Origin of the sequence: Pseudomonas boreofloridensis, assembly GCF_030580795.1 — a bacterium.
Lineage (GTDB): Bacteria > Pseudomonadota > Gammaproteobacteria > Pseudomonadales > Pseudomonadaceae > Aquipseudomonas > Aquipseudomonas boreofloridensis.
On the sequence record NZ_JAUQOQ010000001.1, the window covers coordinates 107,763 to 127,527 of the forward strand.

A 19,765-nucleotide genomic window follows, 5' to 3' on the forward strand; every position below is an offset into this window, starting at 1 on the left:
TCAACCGCTGCTCGCGCGATCCCTTGCCGGACACTGCGCCCGGTGCAGATTGAGCGCGGTGTTGATGATACCGATGTGACTGAAGGCCTGGGGGAAGTTACCCAGCATGCGCTGCCCGATCGGATCGTATTGCTCGGCCAACAGACCGACGTCGTTGCACAGTCCGGTCAAATGGTCATACAGCGCCTGGGCCTGCTCCTGGCGCCCCAGCAACACATAGACGTCCGCCAGCCAGAACGAACAGACCAGGAAGGTACCTTCCCCAGGTGTCAGGCCATCGCCGCCACTGTCGGTGTCGTAGCGCAGCAACAGGCCGTTGTTCATCAGCCGCTGCTCGATCTGCTCGAGCGTGCGCAAAAAGCGCGGATCCTCAGCAGGCAAAAAACCGGTGAGCGCAATCTGCAACAGGCTGGCATCCAGATCCTTGGAGCCGTAGGCCTGGACGAAATGCTGACCACTGGCATCGAGTCCCTGTTCACAGACCTCGCGATGAATCTGCTCGGCCACCCGCCGGTAATGCTGTCCCTGCTCGCGGCCCTCTTCGGTGGTTTCAGCCAGACTCGCCGCGCGGTCGAAGGCGACCCAGGCCATGACCTTCGAATGCACGAAGTGCTGGCGCCCGCCGCGCACCTCCCAGATGCCCTCGTCCGGTTCACGCCAGATGCTCTCGACGTAGGGCATGATCAACCGCGCGATGGCGGCGCTGCGCGGGTGTCGTGGTAGACCCCCTTTGAGCGCCTGACTCATGGCATCGGCCACTTCGCCATAAATGTCCAGTTGCCGCTGCCCGGAGGCGGCATTGCCGACCCGCACGGGACTGGAATGCTCATACCCGGCCAGCCAGGGCAAGGTGAACTCGGCCAGGTCGCGCTCGCCCGCCAGGCCATACATGATCTGCATCTGTTCCGGATTGCCGGCCACCGAGCGCAGCAGCCATTCGCGCCACGCCTGGGCTTCGTCGAAGTAACCGAGGTTCATGAACGCCAGCAGGGTCATGGTCGCATCGCGCAGCCAGCAGAACCGGTAGTCCCAATTACGTTCGCCGCCGATACGCTCGGGTAACGAGGTGGTGGCCGCAGCGACGATGCCACCGGTCGGGGCGTAGGTCAGCGCCTTGAGGGTCAACAGCGAACGACGCACCAGCGCGCTGTTCGGGCCGATGTCGGGGCAGCGAGCAGCGAATGACCGCCAATGGCTGATGGTGTGGGCCAGCGCCTCGTCGGCGTCGAAGTCCGCCTCGTCCGGCAGGTGCGAAGGCTGATGACGCAAGGCGAACACCTGGCGTTCGCCCGCGCCGACACGGAATCGACAGACGCTGTGGTGGTCCATGGCATGCAAACCCACCGTGCTACGCAGGATAAGCCGGTCGGGCCCGGCGACCGCGCTGAGACTCAGCGGATCGAGCCGCTCCACCCACGGCACGCTGCGACCATAATCGAAGCGCATCACCAGATCGAGTTCGAAGTGGGTCTGCCCGGAAATGCCCTCGACGATACGCACTACGGCGTTCTGTTCGCCCATGGGCATGCAATCCAGCACACGCGCCTGACCTGCGGCGGTGGTCCATACGGTTTCCAGCACCAGCGTGTCATCCAGGTAGCGCCGCGTGCACTGCTGCACAGGATCGCTGGGCGCCAGGCGCCAGCGTCCGTTCTCCTCATTACCCAACAGTGCAGCAAATACCGCAGGTGCGTCGAAACGCGGCAGGCACAACCAGTCGATCGAGCCATCGCGGCTGACCAGGGCGGCGCTGCGGCAATTGCCGAGCAAAGCATAGTCTTCGATGTGCGCGGGCATTGGGACTCCTTGGGAAAGCGCTTCGGTTCGTTCTGCGTGTGACCACGACAACCTCCTCTTTGCGCCATCGGTAGAGGCGCGAGCTGCCCAGCCGGACAAATCCTGCAGCACGTCAACGACGCCTGTCGGTGCACATGGCACACTGTGGCGCTTCATTCCCTGTTCAACCGTGAAGGATCACCCTGCCCCATGTCCTCTGACCTGCTACTGGTCCTCGGCCTGCTCGCTGTCGTCGTCACCCTGTTCATCGTCAACCGTCCGCGCATGGACGTGGTGGCGCTGCTGGTGATTCTGTTCCTGCCACTCTCCGGCATTCTCACCGTCGAACAGGCCCTGGCAGGCTTCAGCGATCCGAACGTGGTGCTGATCGCGGCCTTGTTCGTGATCGGCGAAGGTCTGGTGCGTACCGGCATCGCCTACCGTATCGGCGAGTGGATGAGCGAACGCGCCGGCCGCAGCGAGGCGCGCTTACTGGTGCTGCTGATGGTGGCGGTGGCCGGGCTTGGTGCAGTGATGAGTTCCACCGGCGTGGTGGCGATCTTCATCCCGGTGGTGCTGAGCATTGCCGCGCGCCTGAAGCTGTCGCCCAGCCGGCTGATGATGCCGTTGAGCTTCGCCGGTCTGATCAGCGGCATGCTCAGCCTGGTGGCGACGCCGCCCAACGTGGTGGTGCACAGCGAACTGGTGCGCCATGGCCTGGCCGGTTTCAGCTTCTTCAGTTTCACCCCGTTCGGGCTGGTGGTGCTGGTGCTCGGCATCGGCTACATGCTGCTGACTCGCCATTGGCTCAACGGTGAGGTACGCAAGGACGGACGCAGCGAGACTCGCCGGACCCTGCTCGACCTGGTGCTGGACTACAAACTCAGTGGTCGCGAGCGCCGCCTGCGCATTCGCCCGCACTCGCCCCTGATCGGGCATACCCTCGGCGAACTCGAACTGCGGACTCGACACGGCGCCAATGTGGTCGGTATCGAACGCCAGCACAAGTTCACCACCCGGGTGATCGCTGCTGATTCCGGCACTGTGCTGCATCAAGGCGATGTGCTGCTGCTCGATCTGTTCGCCAATCACGACAACCTGCGCAGCCTGTGCCAGGCCATGCAGCTCGAACCCCTGCATTTCAAGGCCGCCTACTTCATCGATCAATCGCAGGACGTGGGCATGGCTGAGGTATCGCTGCCGCCGGGTTCGCAACTGATCGGCAAAAACCTCCTCGAACTGAGCTTCCGTAGCCGCTACGGCCTCAACGTCGTCGGCCTGCGCCGCGAGCAGAACGCAGTGCAGACGCCCCTGGTAGAAGAGAAGCTGCGCCTGGGCGATACCCTGCTGGTCATCGGCCCGTGGAAATCGGTACGCCAGTTGCAAGCCGAGCCTCGGGACTTCATCGTCCTGAGCCTGCCTGCGGAAATCGACCAGGTGGCGCCAGCTCGCGCCAGGGCGCCGCAGGCGCTGGCCAGCCTGGCAGTGATGATCGCCTTGATGGTGAGTGGCCTGGTGCCCAATGTCATCGCGGCACTGATCGGCTGTCTGCTGATGGGCGCCGGGCGCTGTATCGACATGAACAGCGCCTATCGTGCCATCCACTGGCAGAGCCTGGTGCTGATCGTCGGCATGCTGCCGTTCGCCCTGGCCCTGCAGAAGACCGGCGGTATCGACCTGGCGGTGACGGCGCTGGTGAGTCTGCTCGGTGGCGCCGGGCCGCAGGCCATACTCGCCTGCCTGTTCGCCCTTACGGCGCTGATCGGCTTGTTCATCTCCAATACCGCCACCGCAGTGTTGATGGCCCCGGTGGCAGTCAGCACGGCGCAACAACTGGGCCTGTCGCCCTATCCCTTCGCCATGATCGTGGCGTTGGCTGCCTCGGCAGCCTTCATGACGCCCGTCTCCTCACCAGTCAACACCTTGGTGCTGGGCCCCGGGCAATACCGCTTCGCCGATTTCGTCAAAGTGGGCGTGCCGTTCACACTGCTGGTCATGGTCGTCAGTGTGGTCATGGTGCCCTGGTTTTATGGTCTGTAGCACACAACGCTCAAACTCGAGCCGCGATGAACGGATATCACCGAGGATAGGTGCCAAATAATATCCAATTGACATCAATTCATCGCTTGAACCACACTTCACGCCGTGCCCCAGGTGTTGCCGCAGTCGTCCTGGTCTACCTTTTCGCTTGTGGTCGAGCTCATGGTTTTTCCAGCCCATTCGCGCCTGTTGCCTGCGTTGCTGCTGTTCGGTCTGACCTTCGCCTTGACCCTCGGGGGTATCCTGGCCCGGCCGATCGAATCGCTGTCGCTGTTCTGGCCTGTGAACGCGGTGCTGGCCGGCGTGCTGCTCCGCCATCCTCGCCACGGCAGTTTCGTCGGCATTGCGCTGATGTACCTGGCGATGGTGGGTGCCGATCTGTTGTGCGGCAGTCAATGGTATCCGGCACTGTGGTTCAACCTGTGCAATGTTGGCGCAGTCATCACCTTCTGGCGTCTGTTGGTCAACTTGCCGCGCCAGCATCGGCGTCTACGCACCCCTCATGGCGTACTGCGCACGTTCGCCGCCTGTGCGGCCGGCGCGATGGTCGCCGCCACGCTCGCCTGCCTTATGGCAACACCCTGGTTCGACCAATCGCTGCGCTCGACCTGGATGGCCTGGTTCAGCGAGCAGTTCTCCACCAGCGTGCTGGTCTTGCCGATCATGCTCACCGCGCCTTCCCTGCCTGCCCTGCTGCGCAGCAGTGGCCAGCGGATCAGCCTGTCTCCCCTGCTCATGCTGCTGGCCTCGTTGGCCCTGAGCATCGGCTTCGGCGGTCCGGGTGCGATCGCCTTCCCGATCTCGGCCTTGCTGTGGTGCGCCCTGAGCTATTCACCGTTCCTGCTTTCGCTGTTGACCCTGACCGCAGGAAGCACGTTGATCGTGGCGGTTGCGCAGAACCTCATGCACTTCAGCATGCCGCAGAGCCAGGCCGGAGTGACCGCCTTGATGTCCGCACGGCTGGGCATCGCCATGCTGGTGCTCGGCCCGTTGATCGTGGCGTGTATCAGCCACGCCAACCGCGCGCTGCTGGCGCGCCTGGCTCACCAGGCGAACGTCGATCACCTCACCGGTGCCCTCACCCGTAGTGCTTTCACCCGACAAGCCAACGCCTTGCTGGAAGGTCGTCGACAGCACAGTCAGATGCTGCCTTTGACCCTGATGATGCTCGACATCGACCATTTCAAGGCGATCAACGACCGCCATGGCCATGCGGTTGGAGATCAGGTTCTGCGTGAATGCGCCCAGGTACTGCAGGCGCAGTTGCATGACGGCGAACTGCTTGCCCGCCTGGGCGGCGAGGAGTTCGCAATCATCGTGCCGGGGCTGCTCCCGGAACAGGCCAGCTTCACCGCCGAACGCTTGCGCCGCGCCGTTCAGGAATTGCAGGTGCGTGGGGGCGAAGAGCAACTACGCGTCACCGTGAGCATCGGCATCAGCGGTTGCAGCGATCAGCGACCGGCCTCCAGCCTGGACAACCTGCTGGCCGACGCCGACCAAGCGCTGTATCGGGCCAAGGCGCAAGGTCGCAACCGGGTGGAGCAGGCCCAGCGCCAGGTGATTTGAATCGTCGGCCGCCTGAGCCGTATCAGGAGCCGTCACGCCGCTGAGCTAGCCCTCACACGCTGTACAAATTCTGCTCAATCTAACGAAGCCCGCTCCCCCTCTGGTCTCCAGCGCTTTATCCACAGACCTGCCCACGTTTTCTGTGGACAGAATTCCCAGGCAGGAGAACGACTTATCGCACAGCGTCCGTCGCTGATGCTTTTCAGTGAGACAGCTTCACGCACAAACACCGCGAGCCCGTCTCAACCAGAGACAGGCTCGAAAGGCTGTAGTAAAGGGAGTTTCAACTCGGAGGAATGGTGCCCAGCAGGCCAATCGCAATTGTCAGCAGCAGGAAACCACCCAGGAAAAACGCAAGCTTGCCCATTGGAACCTCGAGACAGTAGGGACTGATTGGCGGAGCTGCCCACTACGGTTGCGGTGCAGCCCTGCTTGCCCTGCGCATGATGCTTGGCACTGCAGGGCTTGAGGGCTATTGTCAGGCCTGCACTGATACGGTTACAGATTCAGCTTTGCGGAAAAAAAGCATATCAGATGCCGTGCGGCACACGCCTTTCAGTCCAGTCGACGCAACTTGTGCATCGGCAGCCAGCCCAGCTCGCCATTGCGCTGCCTGCGGCACCACAACCAGCCATTGAGCGGCCGCAACCCGACCATGACCTGACCGGGATCGACGTCCAACTCATGCGCCGAATACGGCTCCAACGACCTGCCCTCGCCGACTCCCAGGCGCTCTATCACCTGCGCTGGTACCCATCCCGCCTCCTGACCTGCACAGTGGCACAGGTACCAGTCCTCCCAGCCTTTGTCTCCCTCATAGCGCTGACCGATCTGCAAGCGCACGCCCTGTGCGAAGCTGATGGGTTTCGGATACTCGCTGCGATGCCTTTCGATGACCACGTAGTTCACACGCCACTCCTTGGCTGAATGAGAAGATGCCCAACGTCGGTTTACAGTGCCATGACCATATCGTGCCAGGCCATCCCGCCATGCTCGGAGCTGGACGGCTGCACATAGCGATAGCCCATCTTTTCGTAAAGACCAACATGTCGATCCTTACACATCAGATGAATGGTCGACTTGCCGCGCTCGCGCATCTGCTCGACGAAGCGCGCCATCAACTGCGCAGCCAGTCCACGCCCCTGGAACGCCGGATCGACCACCACCGACATGATCACCACATTGGCAGCCTGCGCATCATGCCCGATCAGTTCTTTGAACGCCTCGTCGGACATCACGACGTCATGGGCGCAACCACTGTTGATGAAGCCGGCGATCTGGCCGTCCAACTCCAACAGCAAAAACCCTTCAGGGTACTGAGCGATACGGGTGGCGATCTTTTCACGGGTGGCGGCTTCATCGCCTTCGTATGCGCGGGTTTCTATCTGGTAGCAGCGATCCGTGTCGGCAGGCGTGGCGCAGCGCAAACGAATGGCGGTCATGACGTTTTCCCTGGTGCGAATTTCGGAGGTCGACATCCTAACCGCAGCGGCCCCGTCATGCATCGCCATATGCCGCGAAGGCCTGCTTATAGTGGTTGATAGCTCAGTGCTATGTATCGATAATCTCGCGCCTTAACCTGCTAGCAAGGATCTGCTGTGAAAAAACTCTACTTGACCCTGCCGTTCTGTGCCCTTCTGCTACAAGGCTGCGGTGTAACCATGGCCCGCTACGAACCTGACTTCCAGAACGTTCAGCAACTGAAGCAGCATGCCCCCTTGCAACCTGTGCGCGACGCTCAAGTCAACGCCGATGCCGGACAGGATTCGCTGAGGGTTCGCCTGAATCCGATCTCGTCACCCATTGGCAGTATCCCTGCGCATGTTCAAACGGCTATCAACGACGAGTTGCGCCGCGCAGGCCTGCTCGATCCCCAGGCGGACCGCGAGTTGCACGTCCAGTTGATCAAGAGCCAACTGACTGCCGGCCTTGCCAATGGCGAAGGTGAACTGGCTGCCCGATTTACCCTTCGCCGAGGCGGACAGGTCGTTTATGAGGCGACCAAAGACGTGACCCGCGAATGGGATAGCAGCTTCTTCGGTCCAATTGCCATCCCGGCCGCTGCCAACAACTACAACCCAATGTTGCAGGCACTACTCAAGAGTTTGTACAGCGACCCGCAATTCATCCGGGCGATGAAATAGGCCTACGCCCTCAAGAAAAAGAGCCGCAAAAGCGGCTCTTCTTGTATCAGGCACGCGGTGTGCGGCCTTCAATCGACGAGTACTTGGTCCGATTCTTTTCAACCCAGCTTTTCAGCAGTGCGTTGACCTGACGGGCGAATGTATCACTCACAGCCGCCTTTGGTGTATTTCCCGCCAAAGGCAGGAACCAGATACCCATCCAAGTGTTGATAGCATCGTGGTTGGAAGACTTGGCCAGCGCCTGACCGCGATCATCCAGCGTTTCGAGCGTCATGGTGTACTGGTCGGTAGCCAGCGCGGGAATGATCGTCAGGGTCAAGCCGCTGATGAACGCAAATACCGCTTGTCCACCACTCGGCGTGTGGTTGTAGACCTTCAATCGTAAACGGTCATCACCCGGTTGACGCTCGAACTCATCGAGTGTCACCCGACCGAACAGGCCAGATTCAGTGAGGATACGTTTGAGCTCGGGCTTGAGCATGTCTCGAGCTTGAGGCACTTCGTTGGCCTTGGCATTACCAGGGTCTCCCTGGAAGAAGTCGAAGTCTACATAGACGTTCGGCTTGTTCGAGTAGCTGGCCATCGAAGGCAAGTCTACGTGGGGTACTTCATCCTTGGTGAAACTGGCACATCCACCCAGCGTGACGACCATCGCCAGCCCCAGGGCTTTCACAAATTGCATATCGACTTCCTTGCTTGATGACTACGACCCCTTTGAAGGGGGCTGCATTCTAGAAGGTTGGACGAAAAATGCAAAATCATGCCGTCTAAGTTTTGGCTGAGTAGGACAACAGAGCGAGGGCCTGAGAAATAAGGCCCTCTCTTTTTAGAAAGTCAGTTAGTAATTAGAAGATCCAGACTAGTGTAGTCACACTGATAATCCGTTTTTTTGTCAATGATCAGATAAAGCGAATCAGAGCTGGTGACAGCAATAGAATCGGCTTTGATGATAGCGCTACCACCGTTTGCAATCACGCCGGTCTTGATGGGAGTGTCATTGAGATTCAAAAACCAAGCCACGCCATCGCCACAAGCATCGTGCAAATCATTTATTCTGCCTAGCAAATTGACAGCTCCAGAAACTGGGCTTGCCCAGCGGACAATGACCTGCGAATTCACGCCAGGATGGGTAGCTACGTCCCCCTGTTTGAAGGTGAAGCTTTTCCCGGAACCGGTGAAAACAAACGATTTCTTGATGCTAAGGAAAGCCGAACCCGCTGCCACGTCACGCCAGCAAGTCACATTGTTGTCATTGCACTGGTCAGCTGAGAACGATGGGAAAGGCGTGTAGTTAGCTTCAGCATTGACAGAAGATTTATTCTGCAAGAATGACCACGGAGACCCTGCAGGCTTAGCTTCGGTCATCAGGTACATGTCCCGAGCCAGATTCCACGATTGTGCAGTTGCTGCCCACGCGGACGATACCGCTGTAGCTGATAGCAGTGGAATCGCAATAGCCAAAGCTTTCAAATTTTTCATATGACACCTCGATATCGGACAAAGAAAGTGATGCAGCCGCATGTATGAGGATGCATTCATTTCGCTCTATGGCGATGACTCGAGGCTCGAGGGCCTTCGCTAGAAATGCTCAGAATAGCTTTCCAGGACCAACTGATGCGTGACTAGGCTGTGAGCATGCTCGCACAAAAAAACTGTATGTACAACCAGTACTATTTGCAAATTTTTATGACGCGTGACAAGCAGTGGAGCTTGAATGTGTCCAAAGCAGATCGTATGACAAAAGCGTTTAGATCCAGCGAGATCTGAGTGAGCTATCGCTGTAGTCGGTGGTCCCTGAGGGGGAAGGCTTAAGTCGATCCATCGGATGGATAAAAACGCAAAAGCCCTGACTAGTCAGGGCTTTTGGCAAAAAATATGGCGGAAGCGTAGAGATTCGAACTCTAGGATAGTTGCCCATCGACGGTTTTCAAGACCGTTGCCTTAAACCACTCGGCCACGCTTCCAGCGCGTTCAGCGGCGGCAATCATACCGTAATGAAACAAGCTGTCAAACTCTCTATGTCGCCGGTTGCGAAGGCTCTGTTATGATCTTTGCATCTGAACGTTTCAAACCCACAGGATCCACAGGAGTATCGCCATGCGCGAGCAGGATTACGCCGTACACCACGGCCAGCAGGTCGAGCAGCAGGAGGTCAGCAAGGTCCTGCGCAACACGTACAGTCTGCTGGCTCTCACGCTTGCCTTCAGCGGTGTCATGGCCTTCGTCGCCCAGCAGATGCGCGTCGGCTACCCGAACGTGTTCGTGGTGCTGATCGGCTTCTACGGTTTGTTCTTCCTAACTGCCAAGCTGCGCGATTCGGTCTGGGGCCTGGTCTCCACCTTCGCCCTCACCGGCTTCATGGGCTTCATTCTCGGGCCGATCCTCAACCGCTATCTCGGCATGGCCGGCGGCGCTGAAGTCGTCAGCTCGGCGTTTGCCATGACCGCGCTGGTGTTCGGTGGTCTTTCCGCCTACGTACTGATCACGCGTCGCGACATGAGCTTCCTCAGTGGCTTCATCACTGCGGGCTTCTTCGTACTGCTGGGCGCCGTTGTAGCGAGCTTCTTCTTCCAGATCAGCGGTCTGCAACTGGCGATCAGCGCGGGCTTCGTGCTGTTCTCCTCGGTCTGCATTCTGTTCCAGACCAGCGCCATCATCCATGGCGGTGAGCGTAACTACATCATGGCGACCATTAGCCTGTATGTTTCGATCTATAACCTGTTCATCAGCCTGCTGCAGCTGTTTGGCATCATGGGTCGTGACGACTGATCGACGTTAGCTAATCGCCAGGAAAGCCCGCTTCGGCGGGCTTTTTCATACCCACTCTCCTCTATCCCTTCTTCTCCCTGCCCCGTAGAATGCGTTCCTTTTTTGCTTCCGGGCGTTTCCCATGAGCTCAAACGAACACGAGCCAGGTGCCGCAGCGCCTGCCAACGAACTGGTTCTCGGCCTCGAGGACAAGCCGAAACTGATGATAGGCCTACTGGCTGCGTTGCAGCATCTGCTGGCGATCATCGTGCCGATCGTGACCCCGGGTCTGCTGATCTGCCAAGCACTGGGCGTGTCGGCGCGGGACACCAACCTCATCGTATCCATGTCCCTGGTCATCTCCGGCATCGCCACCTTCGTTCAGTGCAAACGCTTCGGCCCCTTCGGTGCCGGACTGCTGATCGTGCAGGGCACCAGCTTCAACTTCGTCGGACCACTGATCGCCGGTGGCGCGCTGATGGTCAAGCAGGGCACCCCCGTCGAGGGCGTGATGGCAGCGATCTTTGGCGTAGTGATCGCCGGCTCGTTCGTAGAGATGGGCGTGTCGCGCATCCTGCCGTTCATCAAGCGTCTTATCACGCCGCTGGTGACCGGTATCGTAGTGCTGATGATCGGCCTGACCCTGATCAAGGTCGGTCTGATCAGCATGGGTGGCGGCTTTGCAGCGATGGGTAATGGCACCTTCGCCACTGGCGAGAACCTGCTGCTGTCAGGCGTAGTACTGGCAATCATCGTGGTGCTCAACCGTGTGCCAATGGTGTGGATGCGCAGCTGCGCCATCGTCATTGCCTTGGCGGTTGGCTATGCCCTGGCGGGCTATCTGGGCCGTCTGGACTTCACCGGCATGCATCAGGCCGCAGTGTTCCAGGTTCCACTACCTCTGCACTTCGGCCTGGGTTTCTCCTGGGCGCTGTTCATTCCGATGCTAGTGATCTACCTGGTGACCTCGCTTGAAGCTATCGGCGATGTGACGGCCACCAGCAAGGTTTCACGCCAGCCGGTCCAGGGACCGCTCTGGATGCAGCGGATCAAGGGCGGGGTACTGGTCAACGGCGCTAACTCTCTGCTGGCCGGGCTGTTCAACACCTTCCCCAGTTCGATCTTTGCGCAAAACAACGGGGTGATTCAGCTCACCGGCATTGCCAGCCGCCACATTGGCGTCTGGATCGCGTTTATGCTGGTGCTCCTGGGACTGTTCCCAGCCGTGGCGGGAGTCATCCAGGCAGTGCCTGAACCGGTACTGGGCGGGGCGGCAATGGTAATGTTCGGTGCGGTCGCAGCCTCCGGTATCAATATCCTGGCCAGTACACATCTGGACCGTCGGGCGCTGTTGATCATCGCCGTGTCACTGGCGCTCGGGTTGGGCGTTGCGCAAGTGCCGGAATTCCTGGCCCATATGCCCGCGGCCCTGCGTAACGTACTGGAATCGGGCGTGGCCACCGGCGGTATTTGTGCCCTGGTGTTGAACTGGTTCCTGCCGGACACCCACGCACGCACTTGATCTATGCGTGCTCCAGACAAGGCCCGCGCCCACAGGTGCGGGCTTTTTGCTTTATCATGAGCGCATTTCCTTGCCCGAGCTTTCCATGAAATTCGCCATCGCGGTGTTTTCTCCAGCCCATGCGCCCTCCTCGCGCCGCGCGCTACGCTTCGCTGAAGCGGTGCTGGACGGCGGGCACCAGATTACCCGGCTGTTCTTCTATCAAGACGGCGTCCACAGCACTTCGAATTCCATCGTTTTCCCTCAGGATGAACGGGATGTGGCCGCACAGTGGCGCACGTTCGTCAGCGATCATCATCTCGACGCTGTGGTCTGCATCGCGGCTGCACTGCGCCGGGGTGTGCTCGACGAAGCAGAGGCCAACCGCTACCAACGCCCTGCCGTGAACCTGTCTGAGCCTTGGGAGTTGTCCGGTCTTGGGCAACTGCATGAAGCTGCGCAAGTAGCGGACCGCCTGGTTTGTTTCGGAGGCGATTGAAATGGCCAAGTCCCTATTGATCATCACCCGCCAGGCTCCTTGGGCAGGTATGACCGCACGCGAAGCACTGGACATCGCCCTAGCCGGGGGCGCCTTCGATTTGCCAATCGGCATGCTGTTTCTCGATGATGGCGTGTTCCAGCTCGCCAGCGGCCAGCAACCGGCAGCGCTGCAGCAGAAAAATCTCGCGGCCAACCTGCAAGCGCTGCCGATGTTTGGCGTCGACGAGTTGTTCGCCTGCACGCGTAGCCTGCAAGCGCGCGGATTGGATCCCCACTCGTTGGAATTGCGTGTGCAGGCACTCGACGATGCAGCCCTGTCAGCCCTTATCGCCCGATTCGATCAAGTGATAACGCTCTGATGAAAACATTACACGTCATTAGCCATTCCCCCTTCGGTGATAGCCGCCTGACCAGTTGCCTGCGACTACTGGGCACCCAGGACGCATTGCTGCTGTGCGGTGATGCAACGTACGCCCTCAAGACCGATAGCGAACCCTTCCGCGCGCTGCAGTCCGCAGGCCTGGAGGGCCGCCTGTTCGCGCTTGATGAAGACCTGCAAGCCCGTGCCATTTGTGGCGAGCCCGCACAGGCTGTGGACTACCCAGCCTTCGTCGAACTCTCGCTGCACTACGATAAGGTCAACACCTGGTTATGAGCATCCTGACTGCTGGCGATCGCACCATTGGGTTGGACAAGGATGGCTTCCTGCTCGATCTGCAAGCGTGGTCCACCGACGTCGCCGAAGTGCTGGCCGCACGAGAAGGTATCGTCCTCAGTGCGGAACACTGGGAAGTCCTCGAACTGCTGCGTCAGTTCTATGAGGAGTACCAACTCTCTCCCGCTACCCGTCCGTTGATCAAGTACGCAGCGCTGAAACTCGGCCCGGACAAGGGCAATAGCCCCCACCTGAACCGTCTGTTCAAGGGCACCCCTGCGAAATTGGCCGCCAAGCTAGCCGGCCTGCCCAAGCCGACCAACTGCATATGAGCGAGCCGATGAACCCGACCCCGCTTAACGTGCACACGCCGGCCGAACACCCCTTCGCCGAGTTCGTGCGCATTCTTGGCAAGGGCAAGCGCGGCGCGCGCGGCCTGACCCGCGAAGAAGCCCGCGCAGCGATGACGATGCTGCTCGAAGGCAAGGTCGAGGATACCCAGCTCGGCGCGTTCCTCATGCTGCTGCGACATAAGGAAGAAAGTCCGGAGGAGCTGGCAGGCTTCACCCAAGCGCTGCGCAGCCAGGTGCAAGCACCACCCCTAGCGGTCGACCTGGACTGGCCAAGCTACGCCGGCAAGAAGCGTCACCTGCCGTGGTATCTGCTCGCGGCCAAGTGCCTGGCCAACACCGGCGTGCGCATCTTCATGCACGGAGGCGGCGCTCATACCGCCGGGCGCTTGTATACCGAGCAGTTGCTCGGGCTGCTCGATATCCCTCTGTGCCGCGACTGGCAAGCGGTAGCCAACAGCCTTGACCAGCGCGGCCTGGCATTCGCCCCCTTGCAAGACTGGGCACCGCAACTGCAGCGCATGATCGACCTGCGCAATACCTTGGGCCTGCGTTCACCCATCCACTCGCTGGCCCGTGTACTCAATCCGCTCGGCGCTCGCCGCAGCCTACAGAGTATTTTCCACCCGGGTTACCAGGCCGTTCACCGCGAAGCCAGTCGACTGCTCGGTGACTCCGCGCTGGTAATCAAGGGCGATGGCGGTGAGATCGAGGTCAATCCAGACGTTGTCAGCCATCTTTATGGCACCGATGACAGCCTGGCCTGGGACGAGGAATGGCCAGCATTAAGCGCCCAGCGTCACGTCAAACCGGCAAGCCTGGACCCACACCACTTGCTGGCGGTCTGGCGCGCAGAGGCGCATGACAGCTACGGCGAGTTGGCAGTCATAGCGACCATCGCCCTCGCGCTACGTGGGCTCGGACAAGACCGTGAGCAGGCCTTCAGTAACGCCCGAGAGGCTTGGCAGGCGCGCAATACATCTGATTAATCGATCAAAAGCAGGCGATCTTTGCACTGATCGCTCGAACGATATTCCATAGACTGGTCTCCAATCACCAATGACTGGCTATTGGAGCGCTCACATGGGCCTTTTGATCGATGGCCGCTGGCATGACCAGTGGTACGAAAACAGCAAGGACGGCGCTTTTCGCCGCGAAGACTCGCAACGCCGCGGCGCGTTGCCAGCTGCCGAAGCGGGACGCTATCACCTGTACGTTTCGCTGGCGTGCCCCTGGGCCCATCGCACCCTGATAATGCGCACCCTCAAAGGCTTGCAACCCTTGATCGACGTTTCGGTGGTCAGTTGGTTGATGGGCGAGCATGGCTGGACCTTTGACACCGCGCAGGGCTCGACCGGCGATGCGCTCGATGGATTGCAGTACCTCTACCAGCGCTACACATCGGACGATCCGCACTACAGCGGCCGCGTTACGGTGCCGGTACTGTGGGACAAGCAAGAGCAGCGCATCGTCAACAACGAGTCGGCGGAAATCATCCGCCTCTTCAACACCGCCTTCGACGCACTGACCGGCAACCGACTGGATCTCTATCCCGAGATGCTGCGCAGCACCATCGACGCGCTGAACGAACGCATTTACCCGGCCGTGAACAACGGCGTTTACCGGGCAGGCTTTGCCACTACCCAGCACGCCTACGAGGAAGCGTTCGACGCGGTGTTCGACGAGTTGGATCATCTGGAAACACTGCTGGACACGCGCCGGTACCTGGCCGGTGAGTACCTGACCGAAGCCGATGTACGATTGTTCACAACGCTGGTGCGTTTCGACGCCGTGTACCATGGCCACTTCAAATGCAACCTGCGTCGCGTAGCCGATTACCACAACCTCTCGAACTGGCTACGAGAGCTGTATCAGTGGCCAGGAATCGCAGATACCGTGGATATGCAGCATATCCAGAATCACTATTACCTCAGCCACAAGACCATCAATCCCAATGGCATCGTACCCAAGGGACCGCAGCAAGATTTCGGCTTGCCACATGACCGGACGCGGTTACCGGGTAATGGCATTTTTGAAGGGTAGAACCTAACGGGGCCGCTCGACGGCCCCGTTAGAATTCAGCTGCTTTGTGCGCCTTCGAACCATGCCAGTTTTTCGCGCAGCTGTACCACCTCGCCCACAATCACCAGCGTTGGAGCGTGGACGTCGTGTCGGGCCACCAACTCAGGCAGGTCGGCCAAGGTGCCGGTGAACACCCGCTGGTTGCGCGTCGTGCCTTGCTGTACCAGCGCCGCTGGTGTGCCGGGGGCTCGCCCATGGCGGATCAGTTCGGCGCAGATAGCCGGTAGCCCGACCAGTCCCATGTAGAACACTACCGTCTGCGCAGGCGCGACCAAGTCAGTCCACGGCAGGTTGCTGGTGCCATCTTTGAGATGGCCAGTGACGAAACGCACCGATTGGGCGTGATCGCGATGGGTCAGCGGAATGCCGGCATACGCCGAACAGCCGCTGGCTGCGGTAATCCCAGGCACAACCTGAAACGGAATACCCTCTGCTGCGAGCTCTTCGATTTCCTCGCCACCGCGCCCGAAAATGAATGGGTCGCCGCCTTTCAGGCGTAATACACGCTTGCCTTGACGGGCCAGATCGACTAGCAGGCGATTGATCTGCTCCTGGGGCACCGCGTGTTCTGCCCGGCGCTTGCCGACATAGATACGTTCTGCGTCGCGCCTGCACATGTCGATGATGGCCGGAGCCACCAGGCGGTCATACAGCACGACATCAGCCTGCTGCATCAGCCGCAAGGCACGGAAGGTCAACAGATCGGGATCGCCAGGACCGGCGCCGACCAAGTACACCTCACCCCCTTGCTGAACAGGCGCACCGTCGACCATCGCCTGCAACAGACGCTCAGCCTCCGCCCCCTGCCCGGCCAATTGACGTTCGGCGATCGGACCTTGGAACACGGTTTCCCAGAAGCCCCGCCGCTGGTTGACGTCCGGATAGAGACCTTTGACCTTGTCACGAAAACGCGCGGCCAAACCCGCCAGCTCACCGTAAGCCGACGGAATCCAGGCCTCGAATTTGGCGCGAATCAGACGTGCCAGTACGGGCGCGTCGCCGCCACTGGACACCGCGATTACCAGCGGCGAACGATCGACGATTGCCGGGAAGATCACAGTGCACAGCGCCGGAGCATCCACCACATTGACCGGCAGGTTCATGGCCTGCGCATCGGCCGACACCTGAGCGTTAAGAGCTGCATCGTCGGTGGCCGCGATCACCAGCCGACAACCTTCCAGGTCGCCAACCTGGTAGCCGCGCACCCGCACCTCTCCGCCGCCTTCCCTGGCCAGCGTAGCGAGCTGACCATCGACCTCAGGCGCCACTACGCGTAGCAGGCCGCCGGCCTCTGCCAACAGACGCGCCTTGCGCAAGGCGATCTCGCCGCCGCCGACAACCAGCACCCACCCGCCCTGCAACCGGTGGAACAGTGGCAGGTATTTCATTTAGCGAATGACCTCGACGCCGCCCATGTAGGGCTTGAGTACCTCTGGCACGCGAATCGACCCGTCAGCCTGCTGGTAATTTTCCAGCACCGCAACCAGCGTACGGCCCACGGCCAGGCCCGAGCCATTGAGGGTGTGCACGAGCTCCGGCTTGCCAGTCTCCGGGTTGCGCCAGCGCGCTTGCATGCGTCGAGCCTGGAAATCGCCGCAGTTGGAGCAGGAGCTGATCTCGCGATACTTGCCCTGGCTAGGCACCCAGACTTCGAGGTCATAGGTTTTCACTGCACTGAAGCCCATGTCCCCGGTGCACAGCGCCAATACTCGGTAAGGCAGTTCGAGTAATTGCAGGACGCGTTCGGCGTTGGCGGTCAGGCCTTCCAGCGCCTCCATGGACTTACCCGGTTCGACGATCTGTACCATCTCGACCTTGTCGAACTGATGCTGACGAATCATGCCGCGCGTATCACGACCCGACGCACCCGCTTCGCTGCGGAAACAGGGAGTGTGCGCAACGAACTTGATCGGCAGTTGCTTGGCGTCGAGGATTTCGCCGGAAACGATGTTGGTCAGCGACACTTCGGCGGTAGGGATCAGGTAGAAGTCAGCTTCACCTTCACGGCTGATCTTGAACAGGTCTTCCTCGAACTTCGGCAACTGACCGGTACCTTGCAATGCCGGAGCCTGAACCAGGTACGGGGTGTAGGCCTCTTCGTAGCCATGCTCGCTGGTGTGCAGATTGATCATGAACTGCGCCAGGGCTCGATGCAGGCGAGCGATCGGACCGCGCAGCAAGGCGAAACGAGCGCCGGACAGCTTGGCGGCGGTCTCGAAGTCCAGACCGCCACTGATCTCGCCAAGGGCAACGTGATCCTTGATATCGAAATCGAATTCAGGCGCTGTACCCCAGCGACGCACCTCGACGTTGGCCTCTTCGTCCGGGCCGACGGGTACGCTGGCATCAGGCAAGTTGGGGATAGTCAGCACGATGCCGTCCAGCTCGGCCTGGATCTCGTCCAGTTCGGTCTTGCCGGCGGCCAGCTCGTTGGCCATGCGCTCGACATCCGCCATCAGCGGCGCAATGTCTTCGCCCTTGGCCTTGGCCTGGCCGATGGACTTGGAGCGGGCATTACGCTCGGCCTGCAGCTGCTCGGTGCGGGTCTGCACCGATTTGCGACGCTCTTCCAGTGATTCGATGCGCGCGACATCCAGGCTGAAGCCACGGGAGGCCAGGCGATCCGCCACTTCCTGAAGTTGGCCGCGTAACAGTTTGGCATCGAGCATATCGTTCTCTCGTTATATGAAGGTGTTGGTTCAGATTCGGGTCAGAGCGAGGCCAGCCCAGGTCGCGAGCAGGCCGCCCAGTACACTGGCGGCGGCGTAGCCGAATGCCAGCGGCGCCTGTCCGCTTTCGAGCAGGCGCACGGTGTCCAGTGAAAAGGACGAAAAGGTGGTCAGGCCACCGACGAAGCCGACGATCAGTCCAGCCCGTACCTCGATAGGCACGCCCGGCTTGTTGAGGAACACGCCGTAGAGCACGCCGATGATCAGGCAGCCCACCAGATTGACCGCAAGCGTAGCGAGATAGAAGTGCCGTGGCCAGTGGGCATTGACCCAGTTACCTGCAGCGAAGCGCAGCAAAGTGCCGACAATGCCCGCAGCGCTGACCGATACGACGAGTGCAATCACGTTTTTCTCCGTTGCCGTGGACTGTTGCGATCCAGTTCGGCCAAGTGGCGCAGCTTTTCGCCGATCTTCAGTTCCAGGCCGCGCGGCACCGGCTGGTAATAGGGCCGCGGCGCCAAGGCATCGGGGAAGTAGTCCTCACCTGCCGCATAGGCATCCGGCTCATCGTGGGCATAGCGGTATTCATCGCCATAGCCCAACTGCTTCATCAGCTTGGTCGGTGCGTTACGCAAATGTAACGGAACCTCCAGCGAACCGTGCTCGGAAGCCTCCCGCAGCGCCGTCTTGAAACCCATGTACACGGCATTGCTCTTGGGCGCACACGCCAGGTAGGTAATGGCCTGGGCCACCGCCAACTCACCCTCGGGGCTGCCTAGCCGCTCCTGTACGTCCCAGGCCGCCAGACACAGGCTCAGTGCACGTGGATCGGCATTACCGATGTCCTCGCTGGCCATGCGCACCACACGACGGGCGATGTACAGCGGATCGCAACCGCCATCGAGCATCCGCGCGAACCAATACAGCGCGCCGTCAGGATTGGAACCGCGAACCGACTTGTGCAGTGCCGATATCTGGTCATAGAACGCCTCGCCACCCTTGTCGAAGCGCCGTCGACTATCACCGAGCAGACTCTGCAGCATCTGCACATCGATCTCGCTGCCGTCTTCGGCAAGGTCCGAGGCATTTTCCAGGAAGTTGAGCATGCGCCGACCGTCACCGTCGGCAGCGGCCATGAGCATGGCGAAGGCTTCATCTCCGACTCGTAGATTGCGCTTGCCCAATCCACGCTCTTCACTCAGGGCGCGATCGACCAGTTTGCGCAGAGCGGCTTCGTCCAGACTCTTGAGTACATAGACACGCGCCCGCGACAGCAAGGCGTTGTTCAACTCGAAGGAGGGGTTCTCGGTGGTGGCGCCGATGAACAGCAGGGTGCCGTCTTCCACATAGGGCAAGAAAGCGTCCTGCTGGGACTTGTTGAAGCGGTGCACTTCATCGACGAATAGAATTGTGCGTCGACCATACTGACCGGCTTGCTGCTTGGCCACTTCCACGGCCTGACGAATCTCCTTGACCCCGGCCAGCACAGCCGACACGGTTTCGAAATGCGCGTCGCAAAACTGCGCCAGCAGCCGCGCCAAGGTGGTCTTGCCGACCCCAGGCGGCCCCCAGAAGATCATCGAATGCAGAGCACCCTGCTCCAGTGCCTCGCGCAGCGGCTTGCCGCGCGCCAGCAGGTGCTCCTGGCCCACGTACTCGTCCAGGTTGGACGGACGCAATCGGGCTGCCAGCGGCTGGGCGACAGGCTCGCTTCGAAACAGGTCCATGGTGCC

The 19,765-nt window shown here is 60.4% G+C and carries 20 protein-coding genes and 1 tRNA gene; 11 read left to right on the forward strand and 10 right to left on the reverse strand.

Going from position 1 to position 19,765, the window contains the following annotated elements; all coding sequences use genetic code 11:
* Entirely contained in the window at positions 1-1,797 is a 1,797-nt protein-coding gene (locus Q6A47_RS00360) for a glycoside hydrolase family 15 protein (RefSeq protein ID WP_304482519.1), read from the reverse strand.
* Positions 1,798-1,986: 189 nt separating this feature from the next.
* Here Q6A47_RS00360 and Q6A47_RS00365 point away from each other — a divergent pair, with 189 nt between their 5' ends.
* Both Q6A47_RS00365 and Q6A47_RS00370 read left to right on the forward strand, forming a co-directional pair.
* Positions 1,987-3,816, forward strand: a complete 1,830-nt coding sequence (locus Q6A47_RS00365; RefSeq protein ID WP_039578391.1) for an SLC13 family permease — start codon at positions 1,987-1,989, stop codon at positions 3,814-3,816.
* A gap of 162 nt (positions 3,817-3,978) precedes the next feature.
* Complete coding sequence (locus tag Q6A47_RS00370) at positions 3,979-5,382, forward strand: GGDEF domain-containing protein (RefSeq protein WP_304482521.1); 1,404 nt, start codon at positions 3,979-3,981, stop codon at positions 5,380-5,382.
* A gap of 555 nt (positions 5,383-5,937) precedes the next feature.
* On the opposite strand, the gene Q6A47_RS00375 is transcribed toward Q6A47_RS00370, so the two are convergent.
* Together Q6A47_RS00375 and Q6A47_RS00380 are read right to left on the reverse strand one after the other, a co-directional pair.
* On the reverse strand, positions 5,938-6,291 hold the full coding sequence (locus tag Q6A47_RS00375; protein ID WP_039578394.1) for an SH3 domain-containing protein: 354 nt from the start codon (positions 6,289-6,291) through the stop codon (positions 5,938-5,940).
* A gap of 41 nt (positions 6,292-6,332) precedes the next feature.
* A complete protein-coding gene (locus tag Q6A47_RS00380) occupies positions 6,333-6,824 on the reverse strand; it encodes a GNAT family N-acetyltransferase (RefSeq protein ID WP_304482522.1) in 492 nt (163 codons plus the stop codon).
* Positions 6,825-6,980: 156 nt separating this feature from the next.
* On the opposite strand from Q6A47_RS00380, the gene Q6A47_RS00385 reads away from it, so the two are divergent.
* Entirely contained in the window at positions 6,981-7,526 is a 546-nt protein-coding gene (locus Q6A47_RS00385) for a hypothetical protein (protein WP_304482523.1), read from the forward strand.
* Positions 7,527-7,572: 46 nt separating this feature from the next.
* On the opposite strand, the gene Q6A47_RS00390 is transcribed toward Q6A47_RS00385, so the two are convergent.
* The 3 genes from Q6A47_RS00390 to Q6A47_RS00400 all read right to left on the reverse strand — a co-directional run bounded on the left by Q6A47_RS00390 (position 7,573) and on the right by Q6A47_RS00400 (position 9,490).
* Positions 7,573-8,208 (reverse strand): hypothetical protein, encoded by a 636-nt coding sequence (locus Q6A47_RS00390; RefSeq protein WP_304482524.1) that lies wholly within the window; start codon positions 8,206-8,208, stop codon positions 7,573-7,575.
* 152 nt (positions 8,209-8,360) lie between these two features.
* Complete coding sequence (locus Q6A47_RS00395) at positions 8,361-9,005, reverse strand: hypothetical protein (RefSeq protein ID WP_304482526.1); 645 nt, start codon at positions 9,003-9,005, stop codon at positions 8,361-8,363.
* Positions 9,006-9,402: 397 nt separating this feature from the next.
* Positions 9,403-9,490, reverse strand: a tRNA-Ser gene (locus tag Q6A47_RS00400).
* 133 nt (positions 9,491-9,623) lie between these two features.
* Here Q6A47_RS00400 and Q6A47_RS00405 point away from each other — a divergent pair.
* From Q6A47_RS00405 to Q6A47_RS00440, 8 genes are all read left to right on the forward strand, one after another.
* Positions 9,624-10,295 (forward strand): Bax inhibitor-1/YccA family protein, encoded by a 672-nt coding sequence (locus Q6A47_RS00405; protein ID WP_029614455.1) that lies wholly within the window; start codon positions 9,624-9,626, stop codon positions 10,293-10,295.
* A gap of 121 nt (positions 10,296-10,416) precedes the next feature.
* Positions 10,417-11,796, forward strand: coding sequence for a nucleobase:cation symporter-2 family protein (locus Q6A47_RS00410; RefSeq protein ID WP_304482529.1), 1,380 nt, complete (start codon positions 10,417-10,419; stop codon positions 11,794-11,796).
* An 85-nt stretch (positions 11,797-11,881) separates the two neighbouring features.
* Positions 11,882-12,274: a sulfurtransferase complex subunit TusD gene (gene tusD, locus Q6A47_RS00415; protein WP_039578413.1), complete on the forward strand. Its 393-nt coding sequence runs from the start codon at positions 11,882-11,884 to the stop codon at positions 12,272-12,274.
* Position 12,275: 1 nt separating this feature from the next.
* Entirely contained in the window at positions 12,276-12,635 is a 360-nt protein-coding gene (tusC, locus tag Q6A47_RS00420; protein WP_304482531.1) for a sulfurtransferase complex subunit TusC, read from the forward strand.
* Positions 12,635-12,931 (forward strand): sulfurtransferase complex subunit TusB, encoded by a 297-nt coding sequence (gene tusB, locus Q6A47_RS00425; RefSeq protein WP_116888492.1) that lies wholly within the window; start codon positions 12,635-12,637, stop codon positions 12,929-12,931. The genes tusC and tusB overlap by 1 nt, the downstream gene beginning before the upstream one ends.
* On the forward strand, positions 12,928-13,263 hold the full coding sequence (locus Q6A47_RS00430) for a TusE/DsrC/DsvC family sulfur relay protein (protein WP_029614450.1): 336 nt from the start codon (positions 12,928-12,930) through the stop codon (positions 13,261-13,263). Before tusB ends, Q6A47_RS00430 begins: the two co-directional genes overlap by 4 nt.
* Before the next feature lie 8 nt (positions 13,264-13,271).
* The gene (locus tag Q6A47_RS00435; RefSeq protein WP_369811401.1) at positions 13,272-14,270 is read left to right on the forward strand and encodes a glycosyl transferase family protein; all 999 of its coding nucleotides are present in this window, start codon (positions 13,272-13,274) and stop codon (positions 14,268-14,270) included.
* 94 nt (positions 14,271-14,364) lie between these two features.
* Complete coding sequence (locus Q6A47_RS00440) at positions 14,365-15,324, forward strand: glutathione S-transferase family protein (protein ID WP_304482533.1); 960 nt, start codon at positions 14,365-14,367, stop codon at positions 15,322-15,324.
* A gap of 35 nt (positions 15,325-15,359) precedes the next feature.
* Here the strand turns inward: Q6A47_RS00440 and cysG are convergent, their stop codons facing one another.
* Genes cysG through Q6A47_RS00460 form a run of 4 tightly spaced genes read right to left on the reverse strand, consistent with a single transcriptional unit; the run spans position 15,360 to position 19,759 of the window.
* Positions 15,360-16,751, reverse strand: a complete 1,392-nt coding sequence (cysG, locus tag Q6A47_RS00445; RefSeq protein ID WP_039578426.1) for a siroheme synthase CysG — start codon at positions 16,749-16,751, stop codon at positions 15,360-15,362.
* On the reverse strand, positions 16,752-18,032 hold the full coding sequence (gene serS, locus Q6A47_RS00450; RefSeq protein WP_029614448.1) for a serine--tRNA ligase: 1,281 nt from the start codon (positions 18,030-18,032) through the stop codon (positions 16,752-16,754).
* Positions 18,033-18,062: 30 nt separating this feature from the next.
* Complete coding sequence (gene crcB, locus Q6A47_RS00455) at positions 18,063-18,437, reverse strand: fluoride efflux transporter CrcB (protein ID WP_029614447.1); 375 nt, start codon at positions 18,435-18,437, stop codon at positions 18,063-18,065.
* Positions 18,434-19,759 carry a replication-associated recombination protein A gene (locus Q6A47_RS00460; protein ID WP_029614446.1) on the reverse strand — a complete coding sequence of 442 codons (1,326 nt, stop codon included), beginning with the start codon at positions 19,757-19,759 and terminating at the stop codon, positions 18,434-18,436. The genes crcB and Q6A47_RS00460 overlap by 4 nt, the downstream gene beginning before the upstream one ends.
* Positions 19,760-19,765 lie beyond the last annotated feature (6 nt).